This window comes from Streptomyces sp. NPDC050164 (assembly GCF_044459945.1).
Taxonomy (GTDB): Bacteria; Actinomycetota; Actinomycetes; order Streptomycetales; family Streptomycetaceae; genus Streptomyces; species Streptomyces coeruleorubidus_A.
In genome coordinates this window covers 73,281-95,373 of record NZ_JBITJK010000006.1, presented here as the reverse complement: position 1 = coordinate 95,373, position 22,093 = coordinate 73,281, and the positions used below count along the sequence as shown (strand labels likewise).

The 22,093-nt window shown below is 71.1% G+C and carries 18 protein-coding genes; 10 read left to right on the top strand and 8 right to left on the bottom strand.

Going from position 1 to position 22,093, the window contains the following annotated elements:
• Nucleotides 1–256: 256 nt before the first annotated feature.
• From ACIBNA_RS12130 to uvrC, 5 genes are all read right to left on the bottom strand, one after another.
• Complete coding sequence (locus tag ACIBNA_RS12130) at nt 257–3,208, bottom strand: M14 family zinc carboxypeptidase (RefSeq protein WP_399165115.1); 2,952 nt, start codon at nt 3,206–3,208, stop codon at nt 257–259.
• Nucleotides 3,209–3,359: 151 nt separating this feature from the next.
• The gene (whiA, locus tag ACIBNA_RS12125) at nt 3,360–4,349 is read right to left on the bottom strand and encodes a DNA-binding protein WhiA (protein WP_338777341.1); all 990 of its coding nucleotides are present in this window, start codon (nt 4,347–4,349) and stop codon (nt 3,360–3,362) included.
• Entirely contained in the window at nt 4,340–5,419 is a 1,080-nt protein-coding gene (gene yvcK, locus ACIBNA_RS12120; RefSeq protein ID WP_399165114.1) for a uridine diphosphate-N-acetylglucosamine-binding protein YvcK, read from the bottom strand. The genes whiA and yvcK overlap by 10 nt, the downstream gene beginning before the upstream one ends.
• Nucleotides 5,416–6,375 (bottom strand): RNase adapter RapZ, encoded by a 960-nt coding sequence (gene rapZ / locus ACIBNA_RS12115; protein WP_399165113.1) that lies wholly within the window; start codon nt 6,373–6,375, stop codon nt 5,416–5,418. Before rapZ ends, yvcK begins: the two co-directional genes overlap by 4 nt.
• On the bottom strand, nt 6,372–8,444 hold the full coding sequence (gene uvrC / locus ACIBNA_RS12110) for an excinuclease ABC subunit UvrC (protein ID WP_399165112.1): 2,073 nt from the start codon (nt 8,442–8,444) through the stop codon (nt 6,372–6,374). Before uvrC ends, rapZ begins: the two co-directional genes overlap by 4 nt.
• 261 nt (nt 8,445–8,705) lie before the next feature.
• Here uvrC and ACIBNA_RS12105 point away from each other — a divergent pair, with 261 nt between their 5' ends.
• The 4 genes from ACIBNA_RS12105 (at nt 8,706) to ACIBNA_RS12090 (ending at nt 12,421) form a co-directional block, all read left to right on the top strand.
• Nucleotides 8,706–8,858 carry a hypothetical protein gene (locus tag ACIBNA_RS12105; RefSeq protein WP_399165111.1) on the top strand — a complete coding sequence of 51 codons (153 nt, stop codon included), beginning with the start codon at nt 8,706–8,708 and terminating at the stop codon, nt 8,856–8,858.
• 475 nt (nt 8,859–9,333) lie between these two features.
• Nucleotides 9,334–10,281: a hypothetical protein gene (locus tag ACIBNA_RS12100; RefSeq protein ID WP_399165110.1), complete on the top strand. Its 948-nt coding sequence runs from the start codon at nt 9,334–9,336 to the stop codon at nt 10,279–10,281.
• Between the two features lie 146 nt (nt 10,282–10,427).
• Nucleotides 10,428–11,519: a LacI family DNA-binding transcriptional regulator gene (locus ACIBNA_RS12095; protein WP_399165109.1), complete on the top strand. Its 1,092-nt coding sequence runs from the start codon at nt 10,428–10,430 to the stop codon at nt 11,517–11,519.
• Complete coding sequence (locus tag ACIBNA_RS12090; protein WP_399165108.1) at nt 11,516–12,421, top strand: carbohydrate kinase; 906 nt, start codon at nt 11,516–11,518, stop codon at nt 12,419–12,421. The genes ACIBNA_RS12095 and ACIBNA_RS12090 overlap by 4 nt, the downstream gene beginning before the upstream one ends.
• A 48-nt stretch (nt 12,422–12,469) precedes the next feature.
• On the opposite strand, the gene ACIBNA_RS12085 is transcribed toward ACIBNA_RS12090, so the two are convergent.
• The gene (locus tag ACIBNA_RS12085) at nt 12,470–13,333 is read right to left on the bottom strand and encodes a helix-turn-helix domain-containing protein (RefSeq protein ID WP_399165107.1); all 864 of its coding nucleotides are present in this window, start codon (nt 13,331–13,333) and stop codon (nt 12,470–12,472) included.
• A 101-nt stretch (nt 13,334–13,434) separates the two neighbouring features.
• On the opposite strand from ACIBNA_RS12085, the gene ACIBNA_RS12080 reads away from it, so the two are divergent.
• Nucleotides 13,435–13,998: a YceI family protein gene (locus ACIBNA_RS12080; protein WP_399165106.1), complete on the top strand. Its 564-nt coding sequence runs from the start codon at nt 13,435–13,437 to the stop codon at nt 13,996–13,998.
• Between the two features lie 65 nt (nt 13,999–14,063).
• Here the strand turns inward: ACIBNA_RS12080 and uvrA are convergent, their stop codons facing one another.
• Nucleotides 14,064–17,087, bottom strand: a complete 3,024-nt coding sequence (gene uvrA / locus ACIBNA_RS12075; RefSeq protein ID WP_399165105.1) for an excinuclease ABC subunit UvrA — start codon at nt 17,085–17,087, stop codon at nt 14,064–14,066.
• Between the two features lie 223 nt (nt 17,088–17,310).
• On the opposite strand from uvrA, the gene ACIBNA_RS12070 reads away from it, so the two are divergent.
• The 5 genes from ACIBNA_RS12070 (at nt 17,311) to ACIBNA_RS12050 (ending at nt 21,540) form a co-directional block, all read left to right on the top strand.
• Nucleotides 17,311–18,000 (top strand): maleylpyruvate isomerase family mycothiol-dependent enzyme, encoded by a 690-nt coding sequence (locus ACIBNA_RS12070; protein ID WP_399165104.1) that lies wholly within the window; start codon nt 17,311–17,313, stop codon nt 17,998–18,000.
• 35 nt (nt 18,001–18,035) lie between these two features.
• Nucleotides 18,036–18,692, top strand: a complete 657-nt coding sequence (locus tag ACIBNA_RS12065; protein ID WP_399165103.1) for an MBL fold metallo-hydrolase — start codon at nt 18,036–18,038, stop codon at nt 18,690–18,692.
• A gap of 321 nt (nt 18,693–19,013) precedes the next feature.
• Complete coding sequence (locus ACIBNA_RS12060) at nt 19,014–19,892, top strand: ABC transporter substrate-binding protein (protein WP_399165102.1); 879 nt, start codon at nt 19,014–19,016, stop codon at nt 19,890–19,892.
• Nucleotides 19,889–20,791: an amino acid ABC transporter permease gene (locus ACIBNA_RS12055; RefSeq protein WP_399165101.1), complete on the top strand. Its 903-nt coding sequence runs from the start codon at nt 19,889–19,891 to the stop codon at nt 20,789–20,791. The genes ACIBNA_RS12060 and ACIBNA_RS12055 overlap by 4 nt, the downstream gene beginning before the upstream one ends.
• Nucleotides 20,788–21,540: an amino acid ABC transporter ATP-binding protein gene (locus ACIBNA_RS12050; RefSeq protein WP_399165100.1), complete on the top strand. Its 753-nt coding sequence runs from the start codon at nt 20,788–20,790 to the stop codon at nt 21,538–21,540. The genes ACIBNA_RS12055 and ACIBNA_RS12050 overlap by 4 nt, the downstream gene beginning before the upstream one ends.
• Before the next feature lie 10 nt (nt 21,541–21,550).
• Here ACIBNA_RS12050 and aroQ read toward each other — a convergent pair whose 3' ends face one another.
• The gene (gene aroQ / locus ACIBNA_RS12045; RefSeq protein ID WP_086561704.1) at nt 21,551–22,024 is read right to left on the bottom strand and encodes a type II 3-dehydroquinate dehydratase; all 474 of its coding nucleotides are present in this window, start codon (nt 22,022–22,024) and stop codon (nt 21,551–21,553) included.
• Between the last annotated feature and the right edge of the window lie 69 nt (nt 22,025–22,093).

Sequence of the window (22,093 nt, the reverse complement as noted above, 5' to 3'; positions counted from 1 at the left end):
AACCGATCTCCTCGTTGGTACGCCGGCCATGAAGAGCCGGCGAGCTCTGTTTGGGATGTCCCCGACCGCCTACGACCCTACCTCCCTGAAGCTGCGGTGGTGACATCCAGATGCCCCATACACGGCAGGGCGGTCCGTACCAGCCAGTAGGGGTACGGACCGCCCGCCACCGAGAACGAGATCACTCGATTTCGCTACTCGGCGTGGTGCCTGTTGACGGAGAGTTCCCAGCTCCTCGGGGGTCACACGTCCGTGATCACACGTCGAGGGAGGCGAGTGCCTTTCTCATCAGTGCCGCCCGGTCGGCCGCGGTGGCGACGTGTTCCAGGCCGAAGCCCAGCAGCACGGTGTCGTCCGTGGTGACCGCGCCGTAGGTCTGGAACAGCGCCCCGGAGCGGGTCCAGTCCTTGAGGACGGCCGGGCTGCCCGCGGGCGGCCCGGCTGCCTTCCAGGCGCCGAGCGAGGTCTCGAAGCCCTCCGTCTCCTTCGCCGTGCCGCCGGCGACGAGCGAGGTGTCGTCGGCGAGGACGCCGTACCCGCCGGTGCCCGGATCGGTGACGTAGCTGATCGAGACCTCGACCGTCTTGCCGGCGTACGCGCTCAGGTCGAACTCCACCTGCCGCCAGCCGCCGGAGGCGCCGGTGAGGCTGTTCCACGACCCGGTGCTGCCGGTCGCGATGCAGCCGTCGTCCGACAGGGTCAGGTAGTGCTTCAGCCAGGGGTGCTCACGGAGGTAGAAGCCGCCCTCGCACTCGGCCGGGACGGTGGCCTTGGTGGCGCCGCCCGTCTCGGGCAGGGTCGTCCAGTCGTCGGCGCCCGTGGTGTGGGCTTCGATCAGGACGTTGTCGTAGCCGGGCTCGGTGTCCCACATCAGCCGGGTGCGCAGGGTGGGCTTGTCGGCCGCGGCGACGGCGGTGAGGTCCACGGTGCGGGTGAGGCGCTTGTAGGCGTTGTCGGTGTGGACGGCGGCGGCCATCGAGGAGCCCGCGTACGGGCCGTAGGGGTTGACCGCGCCGGCGAACTGTCCGGCGCCCTTGCTCGCGAACTGCGGGAACTCGTCGGCGGGCAGTTCGTCGGAGGTGACGCCGTACCGGCCCGCCTTGTCCAGGGGGTTGCCGGGCGCGGCGGCGAGCGGGCCCGTGAAGCCGCCCAGCTCGCCCGAGCCGGTGAAGCCGGTGGCTCCGGCGGCCGGGGTACGGCTGTAGGCGCCCAGGTAGTACTGGCTGAAGTCGTTCGACAGGGCGCCGCCGAGGTCGACGCGGCCGCCGGCCTGCTCGCCGGCCTCGATCAGCCTGCCGCCCTCGTTGAGGAAGGCGCGCAGCTGAAGCTGGGTGGCGTTGCCGGGGACGCTCGCGCCCGTGTAGTGGACGACGGTGTCGAAGTGGCTCAGCACGCCGAGCGCGTCCGGCGCTCCCTGCTTCGCGACGTCCCAGACGAGCGCCTTGCGGCCGTTGGCCTTGAGGGCGTCCACGTACTTGTGTGCCTGAGTGGCGGCAGCGCCCTCCTCGGCGACGACGAGGGTGTCCGCCTTGGGCCGCTCGGCGACGGTGTAGGTGAAGCGCTCGCTGGAGACCTTCTTGCCGTTCCTCGTCTTTGCGGTGAACCACACCTCGACCTTGTCGCCGGGGTCGCCGTCCTTGACCTTCGCCCGGTACTCGTCGAAGTAGAGGTTGTCCTCACCGCCGTAGGTCTCGCCGCCCTTCCACGGCTTGAGCGCCATGTCCTCGGTGCGCCCGCCGTTGACGCGGTACTTCAGCTCCTTGTCGCGCAGCGACTTGCGTGCGACGACGGAGACCTGCTGGTCGGCGCCGCGGGAGTACGACAGCGGGAACGCGGCCGGGGTGAAGTCGGCGGCGCTCAGTCCGACCGACGAGGACGGCCGGTCGGGGTGGGAGGCGGACTCGGCGACGGAGAGCGCGAACGGGACGTTCTTGGCGAACTCCTGCTGGATCAGCTTCTCGTCGTCCGGGAAGGTGAAGATCGACCGGCAGTCGGACGCCTTCCACTCGTCGTCCGGGTCGGCGTTGGAGGCGGACTGGCAGGTCGACATCTCGGGGGTGAACATCGCCAGGCCGTTGACGTTCGCCGCGTGGCCGTCGGCCTCGCCGTTGGTGGTGTACAGCTCGGAGGAGAGCTGCGGGTGGTAGCCGGGGACCGCGGGGTTCTCGGGCGTACCGGCGAGCGCCTCGTACAGGACGTCGTCCGGGGTGTGCGTGGCCACCTGCCAGCCGACTCCGTAGAGGATGAGTTCGGCGGCGGAATGGTAGTTGATGCCGTACGTGAAGCCGATCCGCTTCTGGAAGGCGTCCAGGGCCTGGGTCTCCGGCTCGGAGTTGGGTCCGGCGCCGCGGTAGGTCTCGCTGGTGGGGTTGGGGGACGAGCCCTCGTCGTCGTAGCCCCACTTGTAGGCGAAGTTACGGTTGAGGTCGACGCCGTCGCCGGTGCCGATGGTGCCGTCGCCGTTGACGTCCCGCAGGTTCTTGCGCCACAGGCGGTTGGCGTCGCCGGCGTGGGTGTGGTCGTAGCCGTCGGGGTTGGCCGAGATGACGAACCACAGTTCGGTGGAGTCGACGATCTTCTTGACGCGCCGGTCCTTCTTGTAGTTGTCCAGGTAGTGGTGCATCAGGCGCCGGGTCATCTCCGGCGTGATCCACTCGCGGGCGTGCTGGTTGGACAGGTAGAGGACCGAGGGCTTGGAGCCGTCCTTCGTCTTCTTCGCACCCTTGGTGAGCTTCAGCGCGAGGATGTCCTGGCCCTTGACCGTCTTGCCGATGGAGACGACCTTGGTGAGGCCGGGGTTGTCCTGCGCGGTCCTGAGGATCTCCTCCTTGATGCCGCCCTTGCCGCCGTACGGGCGGAACACGCCCTCGGCGGCGTCCTCGACGCGGGCTTTTGCCTTGGTGGAGAGGTCGTGCTCGGTGAGGTCGACGCCCTGCTTCGCCAGCTTCTTCGCCTGCTGGTCGGTCACGATGACCTCGATGGTGGCGGTGCCCTTCTCGGGCACCTGCTCGCTGAGTTCATGGCCGTCCTGGCCGGCCGCGAGCAGCAGGGGTACCTGCTCGCGGGTGACGTCGGCGCGGAAGACCTTGACTTCGTCCGGGTCGGACGGGGGTGAACTGTCCGGTTGTGCCTGGGCGATGGGTGCGATGCTCGCTCCGCCGATCAGGAGCGTGCCGACAGCGAGGATCGATCTCGCTCTTCGTCTCATGAACCCCCCTAGCGTGGGTTCGCCACAGCAGCGAACAGATGCCAGGCTCATGACAGTCCATGATCGAGTCAAGAGTGCCCCAACGACACGCGAAAGCCGATGCCGACCACCCAAGCGGACGTCGGCACCGGCTTTTTGACGGACTGTGTGTTCAGCCCACGAGATTGTCGGCCAGCTCCTCGGAGAGGTTGGCCTCCGTGCCCGGGATGCCGAGGTCGGAGGCGCGCTTGTCGGCCATGGCCAGCAGGCGGCGGATCCGGCCGGCGACGGCGTCCTTGGTCAGCGGCGGGTCGGCGAGCGCGCCCAGCTCCTCCAGGGAGGCCTGCTTGTGCTCCATGCGCAGCCGGCCGGCCGCGGCGAGGTGCTCGGGCACGTCCTCGCCGAGGATCTCCAGGGCGCGCTGCACGCGGGCACCGGCGGCGACGGCCGCGCGGGCCGAGCGGCGCAGGTTGGCGTCGTCGAAGTTGGCGAGCCGGTTCGCCGTGGCCCGCACCTCGCGGCGCATCCGGCGCTCCTCCCAGGCCAGCACCGACTCGTGGGCGCCGAGCCGGGTGAGCAGGGCGCCGATCGCGTCGCCGTCGCGGACGACGACCCGGTCCACGCCGCGCACCTCGCGGGCCTTCGCGGGGATCTGGAGGCGTCGGGCGGCGCCGACCAGGGCGAGCGCGGCCTCGGGGCCGGGGCAGGTCACCTCCAGGGAGCAGGAGCGGCCGGGCTCGGTGAGCGAGCCGTGCGCCAGGAAGGCGCCCCGCCAGGCGGCCTCGGCGTCGCAGGTGGCCCCCGAGACCACCTGCGGGGGCAGGCCGCGGATCGGGCGGCCCCGCCCGTCGACCAGGCCGGTCTGGCGGGCCAGCTGGTCGCCGCCCGCGACGACGCGCACGACGTAGCGCGAGCCGCGGCGCAGTCCGCCGGGTGCCATCACGATCAGCTCCGAGCTGTGGCCGAAGATCTCCAGGATGTCCCGCTTGAGACGGCGGGCCGCCATCGCCGTGTCCAGCTCCGCCTCGATCACGATCCGACCGCTCACCAGGTGAAGGCCGCCGGCGAACCGCAGAATGGCGGAGACCTCCGCCTTTCTGCAGCAGGTCCGGGTGACGGGGAGCCGGGAGATCTCGTCCTTCACCGCTGCCGTCATCGCCATGGGCCGATCCTTCCATGCATCCGAAAAATACGGTCGTACGCGGCGGCCAACAGCTCCGGGTCATGCCTCGGGGTCCCGTCGGGCCGGGCCACCGGCGCCAGCTCGACCGCGGCCCCGAACCGCTTGGCGGCATCGGTCAGCAAGGCGCGGTCGGGCACGGCGGCCTCGTCGGCCAGCACCACGTCCAGGGCGAGTTTAGGGGCGTGTCGTCCCAAAACCTCCAAATGACGCTGCGGGGAGAAGCCCTCGGTTTCTCCGGGCTGCGGGGCGAGGTTCAGGGAGAGTACCCGGCGGGCCTTGGTCTGCGTGAGCGCGTCCAGCAGCTCGGGCACCAGCAGGTGCGGGATGACCGAGGAGAACCAGGAACCGGGGCCGAGCACCACCCAGTCCGCGTCCAGGACGGCCTCGACCGCCTCGGGCACGGCGGGCGGGTCGTGCGGCACGACGTGCACGGACTGCACCTCGCCGGGGGTGAGGGCGACGGTGGCTTGGCCGCGGACCGTGTCCACCTCGTCCGGGCGGGCCGGGTCGTGGCCCTTGACCAGGGCCTGGAGCTCCAGCGGGACGGCGGACATGGGCAGCACGCGCCCCTGTGCGCCGAGCAGCCGCCCGACCAGGTCGAGGGCCTGGACGTGGTCGCCGAGCTGCTCCCACAGGGCGACGATCAGAAGGTTGCCGACCGCGTGTTCGTGCAGGTCGCCCTGGGACTGGAAGCGGTGCTGGATGACGCGCGCCCAGGTCTGGCCCCAGTCGTCGTCACCGCACAGTGCCGCCAGGGCCTTGCGCAGGTCGCCGGGGGGCAGCACGCCCAGTTCGTCGCGCAGCCGGCCGCTGGAGCCGCCGTCGTCGGCCACGGTGACGACGGCGGTGAGGTCGCCGGTGATCCGGCGCAGCGCGGCGAGCGAGGCGGACAGGCCCATGCCGCCGCCGAGGGCGACGACCTTGGGCTGGGTGCCCCGGCGGCGGGGTCTGCCGCCCCGGGCCTCGGCGGGCCGGCCGCCCCTTCCGTCGGTGCTGCCCTCGGGCACCACCCGGCGCAGCCGGCTCAGCCGCGGAGTACGTCGTGTCATTCGCGTCCCATGTCCCGGTGTACGACCACAGTCTCCACGCCCTCGGCGGCGAGCCGGGCGGCGAGCTTCTCCGACATGGCGACCGAGCGGTGCTTGCCGCCCGTGCAGCCCACGGCGATGGTCACGTAGCGCTTGCCCTCACGGCGGTAGCCGGTGGCGATGAGCTGGAGGAGCTCGGTGTACCGGTCGAGGAACTCCTTGGCGCCGGGCTGGTTGAAGACGTATCCGGAGACCTCGTCGTTGAGGCCGGTGTACGGGCGCAGCTCGGGGACCCAGTGCGGGTTCGGCAGGAAGCGGCAGTCGACGACCAGGTCGGCGTCGACCGGCAGCCCGTACTTGTAGCCGAAGGACATGACCGTGGCCCGCAGCTCCGGCTCCTCCTCGCCGGCGAACTGGGCGTCCATCTTGGCGCGCAGCTCGTGCACGTTGAGGCTGGAGGTGTCGATCACCAGGTCGGCGTCGCCGCGCAGCTCGCGCAGCAGCTCGCGCTCGGCGGCGATGCCGTCGACGATCCGGCCGTCGCCCTGGAGGGGGTGCGGGCGGCGCACCGACTCGAAGCGGCGCACCAGGGCCTCGTCGGAGGACTCCAGGAAGACGATCCTGCGGGTGACGTTCTTCGCCTCCAGGTCGGCCAGCGACTCGCGAAGGTTGTCGAAGAAGCGGCGGCCGCGGACGTCGACGACGACGGCGATCCGGGCCACGTTGCCCTGGGAGCGGGCGCCGAGCTCCACCATGGTGGGGATCAGCGCGGGCGGCAGGTTGTCGACGACGAACCAGCCGAGGTCCTCCAGACACTTCGCGGCCGTCGAGCGGCCGGCCCCGGACATGCCGGAGATGATCACCAGCTCGGGGATGGCCGCGTCCGGGACTGCGGCATTGTCGTTGGGCGTGCCCGTACTCACCTGTGCTCCGTCTCCGGCTTGCGCTTCTTGCCCGTCGTGCTCGTTCACATTCATGTCTCCTGCCCCCGTCGTTCGTCCGGGGCGCCCGTCCGCACGGGCTCCCCACTGGAACCCATGGTGCCGGGTTCCTCTTCCATGATCTCTCCAGTGGCCGTGTTGACGGCGGGTGCGGCCGGGGCCGCCTGGGCGAGGGCCGCCGCGATCGTCTCGGCGGTCTTGCGGCCTATGCCGGGCACCTCGCAGATCTGGTCGATGGTGGCGGATCGCAGTCTCTTCAACGAACCGAAGTGCTTCAGGAGTGCCTGCTTGCGCGTGTCCCCGAGCCCCGGGACGTCGTCCAGGGGGCTGGAGCGGAAGCGCTTGGACCGCTTGGTGCGCTGGTAGCTGATCGCGAAGCGGTGGGCCTCGTCGCGGACCCGCTGGAGCAGGTACAGGCCCTCGCTGGTGCGGGGCAGGACCACCGGGTCGTCGTCGCCGGGCACCCAGACCTCCTCCAGACGCTTGGCGAGGCCGCACACGGCGATGTCGTCGATGCCGAGCTCGTCCAGGGCCCGCCGGGCGGCCGCGACCTGCGGGGCGCCGCCGTCGACGACCACGAGCTGGGGCGGGTAGGCGAACTTCTTGGGGCGGCCGTCGTCCTCGGTCAGGCTCGTTCCGATGGTCTCGCCGCTCTCGGCGGTCTCGCCGTCCTGAGCGGTCTCGTCCGCCCACTCGCCCGTCCTCTCCTTCTCGGCGAGGTAGCGGCGGAAGCGGCGGGTGATCACCTCGTGCATGGAGCGGACGTCGTCCTGTCCCGCGAAGCCCTTGATCTGGAACCGCCGGTACTCGCTCTTGCGTGCGAGGCCGTCCTCGAAGACGACCATGGAGGCCACCACGTCGTCGCCCTGGAGGTGGGAGATGTCGTAGCACTCGATCCGCAGCGGGGCGCTGTCCAGGTCGAGGGCATCGGCGATCTCCTCCAGGGCACGCGAGCGCGTGGTCAGGTCGGAGGCGCGCTTGGTCTTGTGCAGGACGAGCGCCTGCTGGGCGTTGCGCTGGACCGTCTCCATGAGGGCCTTCTTGTCGCCGCGCTGCGGGACGCGCAGGGAGACGCCCGAGCCGCGCCGGCCGGCGAGCCACTCCTGGACGGGCTCCACGGGGTCGGGCAGGGCGGGGACCAGGACCTCCTTGGGGACGGCGTCGCCCGTCTCCTCGCCGTACAGCTGCTGGAGGGCGTGCTCCACGAGGGCGCCGGTGGTGATGTCCTCGACCTTGTCGGTGACCCAGCCGCGCTGGCCGCGCACGCGTCCGCCGCGCACGTGGAAGATCTGCACGGCCGCCTCCAGCTCGTCCTCGGCGACCGCGATCAGGTCGGCGTCGGTCGCGTCGGCGAGCACGACCGCGTTCTTCTCCATGGCCTTCTTCAGGGCCTCGATGTCGTCGCGCAGCCGGGCCGCCCGCTCGTACTCCATCTCCTCGGCCGCCTCGCCCATCTGCTTCTCCAGGCGGCGGATGTACGTGTTCGTGCGGCCGGTCATGAAGTCGCAGAACTCGTCGGCCAGTTCGCGGTGCTCCTCGGCGGAGACCCGGTCCACGCAAGGAGCCGAGCATTTGCCGATGTAGCCGAGGAGGCAGGGGCGGCCCGTACGGGCCGCGTTCTTGAAGACGCCGGCGGAGCAGGTGCGCACGGGGAAGACGCGCAGCAGGAGGTCGACGGTGTCGCGGATAGCCCACGCGTGCGCGTACGGCCCGAAGTAGCGGACGCCCTTCTTCTTGTGACCGCGCATCACCTGCACGCGCGGGTACTCCTCGCTCATCGTCACCGCGAGGTACGGGTAGCTCTTGTCGTCGCGGTACTTGACGTTGAACCGGGGGTCGTACTCCTTGATCCAGGAGTACTCCAGCTGGAGCGCCTCGACCTCCGTGGACACCACCGTCCATTCCACGGACGCGGCCGTGGTGACCATGGAGCGGGTGCGCGGGTGGAGGCCCGCCAGGTCCTGGAAGTAGTTCGCCAGGCGTTGGCGCAGGCTTTTCGCCTTTCCGACGTAGATCACCCGGCGGTGCTCGTCGCGGAACCTGTAGACCCCCGGCGAGTCGGGGATCTCACCCGGTTTGGGGCGGTAGCTGGAGGGGTCGGCCATGTCTCACACCCTACTGGCGAGCACCGACAGTCCGACGGGACCGCGGGCACGATGACGGGCTCGGCGAGGGGGCAGTTTCCAACGGCATGCCCCGCCCGGGGTTACGGCACGACGGGAGCGGGAATGGAGGCTTCCCACGGGGCACGGCGACGTCCGAAGGGCAAAGTCCGTGTCAGTGCAGGCACAGGTTGTCGGTGCGGACCGGCCGTTTCGGTGCGAAACGGGCGGGCCACGGGTCGGAGGGCTGCGCAGATGAAGCGGATGCGGATCGAGAAAACCCGGCGGACGGTCCGTGCCCGCCGGTACGCGGACGAACCGTTCGCGCTGCACGACGCCCTCGACCCGCGCGACCCCGACATAGTGCGGGCCAAGCGCCTGGCCGTCGAGGAACGGGACGCAAGCGACCGCTCCTAGGGTCTGTCGTTTGGATCACGCCGCAGACGCGGGGTCTGGCACGCACCTCTGCGGCGTTGTCGTCGGTTGCCGACGCTCCGCGTCGACGCCCTCCTCCGCCTTGCAGAGGCGCGCACCAGACCCCGCTCGCCGGCACCGAGCAGAACAGTCGCTTCCCTGCGACCTGATCCAAACGACAGACCCTAGACCAGGGGGCCGGCCTCGGCCGAGGCCGGGTGCGCCGTCAGCAGCAGAGACCGCCCGGGGTGCTACGCCCCGGGCGGTCGCATGTCCGGACGGGCCCGGCCGGGAGTACGTCACTGTCCGGCATCAGGTGTTGTCGGGACCAGGTCAACACGCTTCAATGCGGGGGAACTCGGGGCCCTGAACGACGGCGTACGGATGTGAAGACCTCCTCCTGCGCCGGCGGGACGGCCCCGGGCGGCCCGCGCGAACGGTCTGACCAGCCGTCGCCGACTCACAGAGAGGCCCCTGCATGCCGCACGCCCCACAGCACGCGGACGCCGCCACCGCGGAACTGGACTCGGTTCTACGCGGCGGCCCCTTCCACGTCGCGCTGCGTGCCGCGATAGCCGCCCGCGGGCTGCCGCTGCAACGCGTGCAGCACCATCTGTCCCGCCAGGGGGTGAAGGTCGGCGTCACCAGCCTGAGTTACTGGCAGCAGGGAGCCAGGCGTCCGCAGCGCCCCGAGTCGCTGCGGGCCGTGCGCGCGCTGGAGGAGATCCTTGAGCTTCCCGAGGAGTCGCTGATCCGGCTGCTCGCCGAGTCCGGCGAGAGCCCGTCCGGGCAGCGGTCCGCGGCCCGCTCCTACCGCTCCCTCGTCGAGGCCTCCGGGGTGCTGGACCGGCTGCTGGCCGAGCTGGACTGCCCGCCGGACGGCGGTCTGCACAGCCTCGGGCACCACGAGCGGCTGCGGATCGGGGCGCGGCGCGAGCTGGCCGAGCGGGAGTCGCACCACATCGTGCGCGCCCACCGGGACGGTGTCGACCGCTTCATCGCCGTCCACCACGGCGACCGGGGAGCCGTACCGGAGCGCATGAGGGTGCACGCGCTGGAGAACTGCCGTACGGGACGCGTCCGTTGGCACGGTGACACGGGAGTGCTCGCGGCCGAGCTGCTCTTCGACACCCGGCTGCTGGCCGGCGACACGTTCCTGTTCCGCTTCGGCGTCGAGGACGGCACGGCCGGGGTGTCACACGAGTACCTCCGCGGCTTCGACTCCCCCGGCGGCCAGTACGCGCTCCAGGTGTGCTTCGACGCGGCGGCCCTCCCGGTGCGCTGCCACCGTTTCGCCCAGCACTCCGCGGCGGCCCCGCGCACCGGCTGCCAGGAGCTGGCACTGAGCGGACGGCACCGCTCGGTGCACCTGGTCGAGCCGCGGGTGCGGGCGGGGTCCGTGGGGATCGGCTGGGACTGGGAGTAGCGCGAGCATCGCCTGGCCCGCCGCCGGACCGACGGTGGGGCCGGTTTCCGGCCCGTGGCCGCGATCGGACGTAAACGCTTGCGCAAGCGTTTACGTCAGGCACCGGATGCGATACGTTCCCCGCCGGAAGAGGAGGAGGGAACGCCATGGCGACCATGGCCGACGTCGCACGGAGCGCCGGTGTCTCCGTGGCGACCGTCTCGCACGTCCTCAACGGCACCCGGCCGGTGCTGCCGCACACCCGCCAAGCGGTCCTGGACGCCGTGGAGGAGCTCGGCTACACCACGAACACGCTGGCCCGTTCCCTGGTGACGGCCCGCACCCGGTCCATCGGGCTGGCGGTGTCGGCGATCAGCAACCCGTACTTCACCGAGATCCTCCAGGGCGTCGAGGCCAGTGCCCTGGAGCACGGCTACAGCCTCCTGATCGCCGATCCGCACGACGACCCCGAGCACGAGCGCAAGGTCGTCCGGCTGCTGCTCGAACGCCGGGTGGACGGCATGATCGTCGCGCCCTCCGCCGATCCGCGCGGACTGCTCGCCTACCTGGGGCGGCACGCCGTACCGGCCGTGTTCCTCGACCGGCTAGTGGGCGCCCGGGACGGCGGACCGCGCTTCGACCAGGTCTGCGCCGACAACGCCGAACCGACGTCCCGGCTGGTCATCCATCTCGCCGGTCTCGGTCACCGGCGGATCGGGCTGGTGGCGGGACGGCCGGGGCTCAGCACCACGAGCGAGCGGATCACCGGCTATCGAACCGGCCTCGCGTTCGCGGGGCTGCCGTACGACGAACGGCTCCTGGTGCACGGCGACTCGCAGTCGGCCGGCGCCGAGCAGGCCACCGCCGCCCTGCTGTCCCTCGCCGTGCCGCCCACCGCGCTGGTCACCGGCAACAACGCCATGACCATCGGGGCGCTGCGCGCCCTGCGCGCGCACGGCCTGTCCGTGCCCGGCGACATCGCGCTGTGCTGCTTCGACGACTTCGCCTGGGCGGACCTGTTCTCGCCCCGGCTCACCGCGATCGCGCAGCCCAGCAGGGACATCGGCGCCCAGGCCGTACGCGTGCTGCTGGAGCGTCTCGCCGAGCCGGACCGGCCCGCCCGGACCGTGCGGCTCCCCTGCACCTTCGTCCATCGCACGTCGTGCGGCTGCCCCGAGGAGCCGGGGCAGTCCGTGCGGTTTGAGCAGCTCGGCCAGCCTGAGCACTCCGCGCAGTCCGAGAGAGGAACCGTCGCATGATCGTCGTCGCCGGTGAGGCACTGATCGACCTGGTACCGCGGGGCACGGGCGCCCTGGCGGCACTCCAGCCGGCGCTCGGCGGCGGCCCGTACAACACGGCGGTGGCACTGAGCCGTCTCGGCTCCCCCGCCACCTTCTGCTCCCGTGTGTCGTACGACGCCTTCGGGGAGGCCCTGCTGGACCGGCTGCGGGCGACCGGTGTGGACGTGTCATCGGTGCAGCGCGGCGCCGAGCCCACGACCCTCGCCGTCGCCACGGTCGGCGCGGACGGCTCGGCAGCGTACTCCTTCTACGTCGACGGGACGGCGGACCGGCTGTTCACGCCGCCCTCCGCGCTGCCGCCCGGCACCCGGGCCGTCTCCTTCGGGACCTGCTCGCTGGTGCTGGAGCCGGGGGCGAGCGCCTACGAGGAGCTGATGCGTGCGGCGGCCGCGCAGGGCGTGTTCACCGCGCTGGACCCGAACATCAGGGCCGGGCTGATCCCGGACGCGGACGCCTACCGGGCGCGGTTCAAGAGCTGGCTGCCGTCGGTGTCGCTGCTGAAGCTGTCCGAGGAGGACGCCCGGTGGCTCGGCGGCACGCCCCAGGAGTGGCTGGCGGCCGGCCCCGCGGCGGTCGTGATCACCCGGGGCGGCGACGGGCTGACCGCCTTCACCGCGGGCGGCGAGTACTCGGTGCCGGGCGAGCGGGTCGAGGTCGTGGACACGATCGGCGCGGGCGACACGGTGAACGCGGCGCTGCTGCACGGACTCGCTGCCCGCGACGCGCTCAGCGTGCGGGCGCTGGCCGCGCTGGGGCCCGACGGCTGGACGGGGCTGCTGGGCTTCGCGGCCCGTGCGGCGGCGATCACCTGCTCACGGGCCGGGGCGGAACCGCCGTACGCGCACGAGCTGGAGGGCTGACACCTCCCGCTGGGCGGACGACACGGAACGCGTCCCGGTGCACGTCGCTCAGCCGACTTGCCCCACGGCCCGCAGCGCGCCGGGGCGACGGCCGTTGAGGCGGTCCAGGGCGGCGGCCGTGGCGTCGTCCGCGGGCAGGTGGACGATGACGCGCTGGCCTTCGTCGGGCAGCGCGAACGTCTCGTGCAGCAGTCGCAGCGATCCGGCCTCGGGGTGCTCGATGTGCTGGGAGCCCGTCCGCCGCGGTGCCACCGCCAGGTCGGCGAACCGGTCGGCGAAGTCCGCCCCCGCCGTCACCGTCAGCTCGTCGGCCAGCTCGGCGACGTACGGGTCCCGGAGCGGGACCTCGTGCCGGAGCTGGGCCACCAGGTCGTCGGCCACCCGGTCCCAGTCGCGGTAAGCGCCGCGCGCCCGCTCGTCGGTGAACAGGTAGCGGAGCAGGTTGGGCGGCTCGTCGTCGAGCAGGCCGATGGGGCCGGCCAGCCGCTCGTAACCGGCGGTGTGGGCGAGGATGTCGCCGATCCAGTTGACCACCAGCGCGGGGGTCGGCTCCAGGCGGTCCAGTACGGACCGGACGGTGGGGCGGGCCGTGCGGCCGAGCGACGGGGCCGCCGCACAGAGCAGCGGGTCGCCGCCGTCCGCCTCCTTGGTCAGGCGGCGCAGCAGCATCCGGTCGGCGAGAGACAGGTTGAGGGCGTCGGCGAGGGCGCCGAGCACCTGGGCGGAGGGGTTGCGGTCGCGCCCCTGTTCCAGCCGGGTGAGGTACTCGATGCTGATGCCCGCGAGCGTGGCCAGTTCGGCGCGCCGCAGGCCCGGGGTACGGCGCCGCGGACCGGTGGGCAGGCCCACCTCGGCGGGGCTGACGGCTTCGCGCCAGGTGCGCAGGAACGTGCCCAACTCGTTGTCGCTCACCCGCCGAACGTACCCCGCCGGCGCGCGTGGAGGGTGGCCCTGCCACTACCAGGCTTCGGCCGGTCTCCCTCACCGACCGCGCGCCCCTCAGGGTGGAGGCCATGACCAACGACACCGCTACCGCCGCTTCCGCCACCGCCCTGCCGCTGTCCCCGGGGCACTGGGCCCTGGACCCTCTCCACTCCTCCGTGGGCTTCACCGTCCGTCACCTGGGCATCGCCAAGGTGCGGGGACGCTTCGAGCGGTTGGAGGCCGAACTGTTCGTCGGCGAACGCGTCGAGGACGTGCGGGTCTCCGCGACCGTCGACCTGGCTTCGATCGACACCGGCAACGCCGACCGGGACGCGCATGTACGAGCCTCCGACCTGCTCGACGTCGAGAAGCGCCCGACGATGACGTACCGCTCGACGCGGGTGTCGGGTGAGGGCGAGGACTGGACGATGGAGGGCGAGCTGACCATCGGCGAGGTGACCCGCCCGGTGACGCTCGCCGTGGAGTTCGGCGGGCTGGTCGATGTGCCCATGGACGGCAGCAGGCATGCCGGGTTCGAGGCGACGGGCGAGATCCGGCGCAGCGAGTTCGGGCTCGACTTCGCCCCCGGTCTGCTCGGGGAAGTGGTGAAGATCCAGCTCGACATGCAGTTCGTGGAGCCGAAGAACGCCTGACCGCACAACGACGCGCCGTGCCCCACAGGGAGTTCCTGTGGGGCACGGCGCGTCGGCGGGAGCCGTCAGCTCTTGGTCGTCCGCGTCGTCTTCTTCGCGGCGGCCTTGGTGGACTTTGCGGCTGTCTTCTTGGCCGCGGTGCTGTTGACCGTCTTGGAGGCGGTCCTGGTCGCCCTGGTCTGCGCCGGGACCGTCTTCTTCGCCGCCGCCTTGCGCGGGGCCTTCACCGAGGACGCGTCGCTGATCCGGTCGGCACCGAGGACCTCGCGCAGGAACTTTCCGGTGTGGCTGGCCGGGACCGCGGCGACCTCCTCGGGCGTGCCCTCGGCGACGACCAGGCCGCCGCCGGCGCCGCCCTCGGGGCCCATGTCGACGATCCAGTCGGCGGTCTTGATCACGTCGAGGTTGTGCTCGATGACGATGACCGTGTTGCCCTTGTCGACCAGTCCGGACAGGACCGTCAGCAGCTTGCTGATGTCCTCGAAGTGCAGACCGGTGGTCGGCTCGTCCAGGACGTAGACCGTGCGGCCGGTGGAGCGGCGCTGGAGCTCGCTGGCGAGCTTGACGCGCTGGGCCTCACCGCCGGACAGGGTGGTCGCGGACTGGCCGAGCCGGACGTAGCCGAGGCCGACGTCCTTGAGGGTCTTCATGTGGCGGGAGATCGCGGGGACCGCCTCGAAGAACTCCGTGGCCTCCTCGATCGGCATGTTCAGGACGTCGGCGATGGACTTGCCCTTGTAGTGGACCTCCAGGGTCTCCCGGTTGTAGCGGGCGCCGTGGCAGACCTCGCACGGGACGTAGACGTCCGGGAGGAAGTTCATCTCGATCTTGATGGTGCCGTCGCCCGCGCAGTTCTCGCAGCGCCCGCCCTTGACGTTGAAGGAGAAGCGGCCCGGCATGTAGCCGCGGACCTTCGCCTCGGTGGTCTCGGCGAACAGCTTGCGGATGTGGTCGAAGACGCCGGTGTACGTGGCCGGGTTGGAGCGCGGGGTGCGGCCGATGGGCGACTGGTCGACGTGCACGACCTTGTCGACGAGGTCGTCGCCGTCCACGCGGGTGTGCCGCCCGGGCACGTTCCTCGCGCCGTTCAGCTCGCGGGCCAGGTGCGTGTACAGGATGTCGTTGACCAGGGTCGACTTGCCGGAGCCGGACACGCCGGTGACGGCGGTGAACACCCCCAGCGGGAACGAGACGTCGATGTCCTGGAGGTTGTTCTCCCGGGCGCCGTGCACCGTGAGCTGCCGGGACGGGTCGAGCGGGCGCCGGATGTCGGGCAGCGGGATGGCCTTCTTGCCGGACAGGTACTGACCGGTATGCGACTCGGCGTTGGCGAGCAGCTCCTTCAGGGAGCCGCTGTGCACGACCTTGCCGCCGTGCTCACCGGCGCCGGGGCCGATGTCGACGACCCAGTCGGCGGTCTTGATGGTGTCCTCGTCGTGCTCGACGACGATGAGCGTGTTGCCCATGTCGCGCAGCCGGACCAGGGTCTCGATCAGCCGGTGGTTGTCGCGCTGGTGCAGTCCGATGGACGGCTCGTCGAGGACGTACAGGACGCCGACGAGGCCGGAGCCGATCTGGGTGGCCAGGCGGATGCGCTGGGCCTCGCCGCCGGAGAGGGTGCCGGCCGCGCGGTTCAGCGAGAGGTAGTCCAGACCGACGTCGACGAGGAACCGCAGCCGCTCGTTGACCTCCTTCAGGACGCGCTCGGCGATCTTCTTGTCGCGGTCGCTGAGCTTCAGCTCCCTCAGGAAGTCCGCGCAGTCGCTGATCGACATCGCGGAGACCTCCGCGATGGACTTGTCCATGATCGTGACCGCGAGGACGATCGGCTTCAGGCGCGTGCCCTCACAGGTCGGGCAGGGCACCTCGCGCATGTAGCCCTCGAAGCGCTCGCGGCTGGCGTCGCTCTCGGCCTCGCTGTGCCGGCGCTTGACGAAGGGGACGGCGCCCTCGAAGGCCGTGGTGTACCGGCGCTCGCGCCCGTAGCGGTTGCGGTAGCGGACCTCGACCTGCGTCTTGTGGCCGTGCAGCAGGGCCTTCTTGGCGCGCTGCGGGAGGCCCGCGAAGGGGATGTCCGTACGGAAGCCCAGGGCGTCGGCCAGGGCGCCGATGAGGCGGCCGAAGTAGTCCTTGGTGTGGCCGTGCGACCAGGGATGGATGGCGCCGTCGTCGAGGCTCTTGTCCGGGTCCGGGACGATGAGCTCCGGGTCGACCTCCATGCGCGTGCCGATGCCGGAGCAGTCGGGGCAGGCGCCGAAGGGCGAGTTGAAGGAGAAGGAGCGGGGCTCCAGCTCCTCGAAGGACAGGTCGTCGTACGCGCAGTACAGGTGCTCCGAGTACATGCGCTCGCGCTCGGGGTCGTCCTCGGGGAGGTCGACGAAGTCGAGCACGACCATGCCGCCGGACAGGCCGAGGGCGGTCTCGACGGAGTCGGTGAGGCGGCGCTTCGCGGAGTCCTTCACCGTGAGGCGGTCGACTACCACCTCGATGGTGTGCTTCTCCTGCTTCTTCAGCGTGGGCGGGTTGGACAGCTGGATGGTCTCGCCGTCCACACGCGCGCGGGAGTAGCCCTTGGTCTGGAGGTCGGCGAAGAGGTCGACGAACTCGCCCTTGCGCTCGCGCACCAGCGGCGACAGCACCTGGAAGCGGCTGCCCTCCGGCAGCTCAAGGACCCTGTCGACGATGGCCTGGGGCGACTGGCGCGAGATCGGGCGGCCGCACTCGGGGCAGTGCGGCTTGCCGATGCGCGCGAAGAGCAGCCGCAGGTAGTCGTAGACCTCGGTGATCGTGCCGACCGTGGAGCGCGGGTTGCGCGAGGTCGACTTCTGGTCGATGGAGACGGCCGGGGACAGGCCCTCGATGAAGTCGACGTCCGGCTTGTCCATCTGGCCGAGGAACTGCCGGGCGTACGAGGAGAGCGACTCCACGTAGCGCCGCTGTCCCTCGGCGAAGATGGTGTCGAAGGCCAGCGAGGACTTGCCCGACCCCGACAGGCCCGTGAAGACGATGAGCGAGTCGCGCGGGAGGTCGAGCGAGACGTTCTTGAGATTGTGCTCGCGCGCTCCACGAACGATGAGACGGTCGGCCACGCCGGTCCGCACCTTTCTTGAGAGAAGTGACAGGGGCGGGGCCCCCGTGCTTTCTCAGACTAGAGGGAGCCACTGACAACGCCGGTCGGATTCACGGGTTGCCAACAAACCCCGGCTTTCCAGCATGCCCGATGGCACGCCCGACCATATAGCACGCGCTTTCGATTATCGGCACTGGTTCACCACCTTCACCCGAAGGTGTGGCGGAGCTAGGGTCAGCACCATGATTGATCACGGTCATGACCTGGCGTCTGTACATGCCGCTACGGAACGGCTGCTCATCGCAGTCGGCAAACTGGACAACGCCTCTGTGACGCAGCCGTCACGGCTTCCCGGCTGGACCCGGGGCCATGTGCTGGCCCACCTGGCCCGTAACGCGGACGCCCTCGTGAACGTCCTGGAGGGCCGCCCCATGTACCTCTCCGGCGAGGCCCGGGACGCCGACATCGAGCGGGACGCCCCGCGCCCCGTCGACGTCCAGCTCGCCGACCTGCGCGAGAGCGCGGCCCGCTTCCGGGAGGCCGGGGCCGCTCCGGCGGACTGGTCGCGCACGGTGGAGCTGCGGGGCGGGGTCACGGACTCCGCGTTCCGGGTGCCGTTCCGGCGGTGGGTGGAGGTGGAGCTGCACCACGTGGACCTGGGGATCGGGTACGAGCTGGAGGACCTGCCGGCGGATTTCACGGAGCGGGAGATCGCCTTCCTGGCCGACCGGTTCGCCGGGCATCCCGACGTACCGCCCACGCGCCTCACGGACGGCACGCGCGCGTGGAGCACGGGACGGGAGACGCACGACGGGCCCGAGGCGACCGTCACCGGTCCCCCGGCGGACCTGCTGGGCTGGCTCGCCGGCCGCCGCACCGGAGCCGCGCTGACGGTGGACGGCGGCCGGCTTCCGGTGCTGCCCCCGCTGTAGGACCCGGGCCGCTCCCCCGCTATAGGCTGGCGGACATGACGTACAGCGGACAGGTGACGGTCGGCGGACCTGCCGACGTGCACGAGCTCAAGGACCTGATGATCACCAAGATCGCGGTCGGTCCGATGAACAACAACGCCTATCTGCTGCGCTGCCGGGCCACGGACGAGCAGTTGCTGATCGACGCCGCGAACGAGGCGGAGGCCCTGCTCGGCATGATCGGTGACGACGGCATCGCGTCCGTCGTCACGACCCACCGGCACGGCGACCACTGGCAGGCGCTCGCCGAGGTCGTGGCGGCCACCGGCGCCCGCACGTACGCGGGCCGGGACGACGCCGCCGGCATCCCGGTGCGGACCGATGTGCTGGTCGACGACGGCGACACCATCCGGGTGGGGCGCGTGGAGCTCACCGCGCGCCACCTGGTCGGGCACACGCCCGGTTCGATCGCCCTCGTCTACGACGACCCGCACGGGCATCCCCATGTGTTCACCGGGGACTGCCTCTTCCCCGGCGGTGTGGGCAACACCCACAAGGACCCCAAGGCGTTCGCCAGTCTCATCCACGATGTGGAGACCAAGATCTTCGACGTCCTCCCGGACGAGACGTGGGTCTACCCGGGACACGGCGACGACACGACGCTGGGCGCGGAACGCCCGCAGTTGCCGGAGTGGCACGCGCGCGGGTGGTGAGATCCGCGCGGGGCGCACGCGTGTGGAGCAGTGGTCCGCGCACGCGCCCCGTGTGAATCGTTCGCACACGCCGGTGTCGTACGTACGCTCCCCCTGTGCGTAGTTGCGCGGTCAACTGGTAGGAGCCCCGCGCAGGATGACGGCTCCTGGGCGGATGGGCCGCCGGTCTGTCGATCCCCGCCCTCGGCCGGCGGCCCCGGCGACTGCCGAACTCGGCGCGCGCCAGGGAGTGTTCACAAGAACGCAACACCCGCTCCCACGATGTGAGCACGTTCCGTCGTGACCTCGACAAACAGGACCGTCGGCTGTCAATCTCGCGCCATGCATCCTGCCCCGCGTGCCCTGCGCCGCGCTGCCGCCGCCGTCACCGTCGCCCTGCTCGCCACCGCCGTCGGCTGCGCACCGCAGCCGGAGGAGCCCGCGGCCGGCACGTCCTCGGCCGGAAACACGTGCGAGAAGGGCAAGTTGGCCACCCGGACCTCGGGCAAGCTGACGATCGCCACCGACGAACCCGCCTACGAGCCGTGGTTCAAGGACGACGACCCGGCCAGCGGCGAGGGCTTCGAGTCGGCGGTCGCGTACGCCGTCGCCCGGCAGCTCGGCTACGGCAAGGACAAGGTCGTCTGGCAGACCGTCCCGTTCAACAAGGCCTTCGCGCCCGGCGAGAAGACGTTCGACTTCGACATCAACCAGGTGTCCATCAGCGATGAGCGCAAGAAGGCCGTGGACTTCTCGTCCGGCTACTACGACGTGCGCCAGGCCGTCGTCGCCCTGAAGGGCTCCAAGGCGGCGAAGGCGAAGAGCGTCGCGGACCTGAAGGACGTGAAGCTGGGCGCCCAGGTCGGCACCACCAGCCTCGACTACATCGACGACGTGGTGCGGCCCACGCGGGCCGCCGCCGTGTTCGCCAAGAACGACCAGGCCAAGTCGGCGCTGAAGAACGGCCAGGTCGACGCCATCGTCGTGGACCTGCCGACCGCCTTCTACATCACCGGGGCCGAGGTCACGGACGCGACGATCGTCGGCCAGTTCGAGAACCAGGGCGGTACGCCGGAGCAGTTCGGTCTCGTGCTCGACAAAGGCAGCGCGCTCACCTCCTGCGTCTCACGGGCCGTGGACGCGCTGCGGAAGGACGGCACGCTCGCGAGGATCGAGCAGCAGTGGCTGTCGGACGCCGTCGACGCTCCGGTGCTCAAGTGACGGTGAACAAGGAGGAGCCGGCGGTGGGCTCCGACGAGCACGACGCGCGGGACGGCTACGTGCCGTCGCAGCGGCGCCTGGACCGTGAGCGCCACAAGCGCGCCCGCGCCCGGCGCGCCACGGCGATCGGCGCGCTCTCGACCCTCGTCACCGGAGCCGTCCTCTACCTGGTCGTCGTCAACGCCCCGGGCTGGCCGCGCACCAAGGAGACCTTCTTCGACTGGGGGTACGCGCGCGAGGCGTTCCCGAAGGTGCTCGAAGGGCTGTGGCTGAACGTCCGGCTGCTGCTGGTCTGCGGGGCTGCGGTGCTCGTCCTCGGCATGCTGATCGCCGTGGCCCGTACGCTGCGCGGCCCGGTGTTCTTCCCGCTGCGCGTCCTGGCCGCCGCGTACACGGACTTCTTCCGGGGGCTGCCGCTGATCATCAACCTGATGATCGTGGTCCTCGGCGTCCCCGCACTGCGGCTCCAGGGAGTGACCGTCGACCCGGTGCTCCTCGGCGGCACCGCGCTCACCCTGACGTACTCGGCGTACGTCGCCGAGGTGTTCCGGGCCGGCATCGAGTCCGTGCACCCCTCGCAGCGCGCCGCGGCCCGCTCGCTCGGGCTGAGCAACCGGCAGGCGCTGCGGTACGTGGTGCTGCCCCAGGCGGTGCGCCGCCAGGTGCCGCCGCTGCTGAACGACCTGGTGTCGCTCCAGAAGGACACCGGGCTGGTCTCGATCGGCGGTGCGGTGGACGCCGTACGGGCCGCCGACATCATCGTGGGCCGCAGCCTCAACTACACGCCGTACATCGTCGCGGGTCTGGTCTTCGTCGCGCTGACCATCCCGATGACCCGCTTCACGGACTGGGTGACGGCACGGATGGACCGCCGGCGGGCCCAGGGAGGAACCACATGAGCGAGACGCCCGTGATGCGCATGGAGTCCGTCCGCAAGTCCTTCGGCGGCTCGGTCGTCCTGCGGGACGTCGACCTGGAGGTCGCCCCGCACACGGTCACCGCGCTGATCGGCGCCTCCGGCTCTGGCAAGTCCACGCTGCTGCGGTGCGCGAACCTGCTGGAGGAGATCGACGACGGGGCGATCTGGCTGGACGGCGAGGAGATCACCGACCCGCGCGTCGACCAGGACGCCGTGCGCCGCCGGATCGGCGTGGTCTTCCAGGCCTACAATCTCTTCCCGCACCTGACGGTGCTGGAGAACATCACGCTCGCGCCCCGTCGCGTGCACGGCGTGCCCCGCGCCGAGGCCGAGGCACGCGCGCGTGAACTGCTGGAGCGGCTCGGGCTCGGCGAGAAGGCGGGCGAGTACCCGGACCGGCTGAGCGGCGGCCAGCAGCAGCGGGCGGCGATCGTGCGCGCCCTGGCCGTACGTCCCCGGCTGCTGCTGCTCGACGAGATCACCGCCGCCCTCGATCCCGAGCTGGTGGGCGAGGTCCTCGCCGTCGTCCGCGGTCTGAAGGACGAGGGCATGACCATGGTTCTGGCCACGCACGAGATGGGCTTCGCGCGGGAGGTCGCCGACCAGGTGTGTTTCCTGGAGGACGGCGTCGTGCTGGAACGCGGCACCGCCGAGCAGGTCTTCGGGGAACCGCGGCAGGAGCGCACGCGGCGCTTTTTGCGGCGGATCGTGGAGGCGGGCCGGCTGTAGGCAGGAGGACTCAGGCGTCGGCGTGCCCCGAGCCTGCCAGCGCCGCGACCCGCTCGACGCCGAACACGTACCCCTGCACCCCGCACCCCGCGATGACCCCGTCGGCGCGCAGCGAGACGTAGGAGTGGTGCCGGAACGACTCACGCTTGTGGATGTTGGAGATGTGGACCTCCAACACGGGCATGCCGTCACAGGTGTTGAGGGCGTCCAGGATGGCGACGGAGGTGTGCGAGTAGGCGCCCGGGTTGATCACGATGCCGCAGTGGTTCAGCCGGGCCTCGTGGATCCAGTCCACCAGCTCGCCCTCGTGGTTGGACTGGCGGAAGTCGACCGTGCCGCCGTGCGCGGCCGCCGCCTTGGCGCACAGGGCCTCGACGTCGGCGAGGGTGTCGGAGCCGTAGATCTCCGGCTGGCGCTGGCCGAGCAGGTTCAGGTTGGGGCCGTTGAGGATCATGATCGGGGCGTTGGCCAGGGTTCGGGGCACGGTTCCTCCGGTCCGCTCGGGGTCGGGCGGCCCGTGGCGGACCGCCGCTCGGACCCGGTTTATCACGGT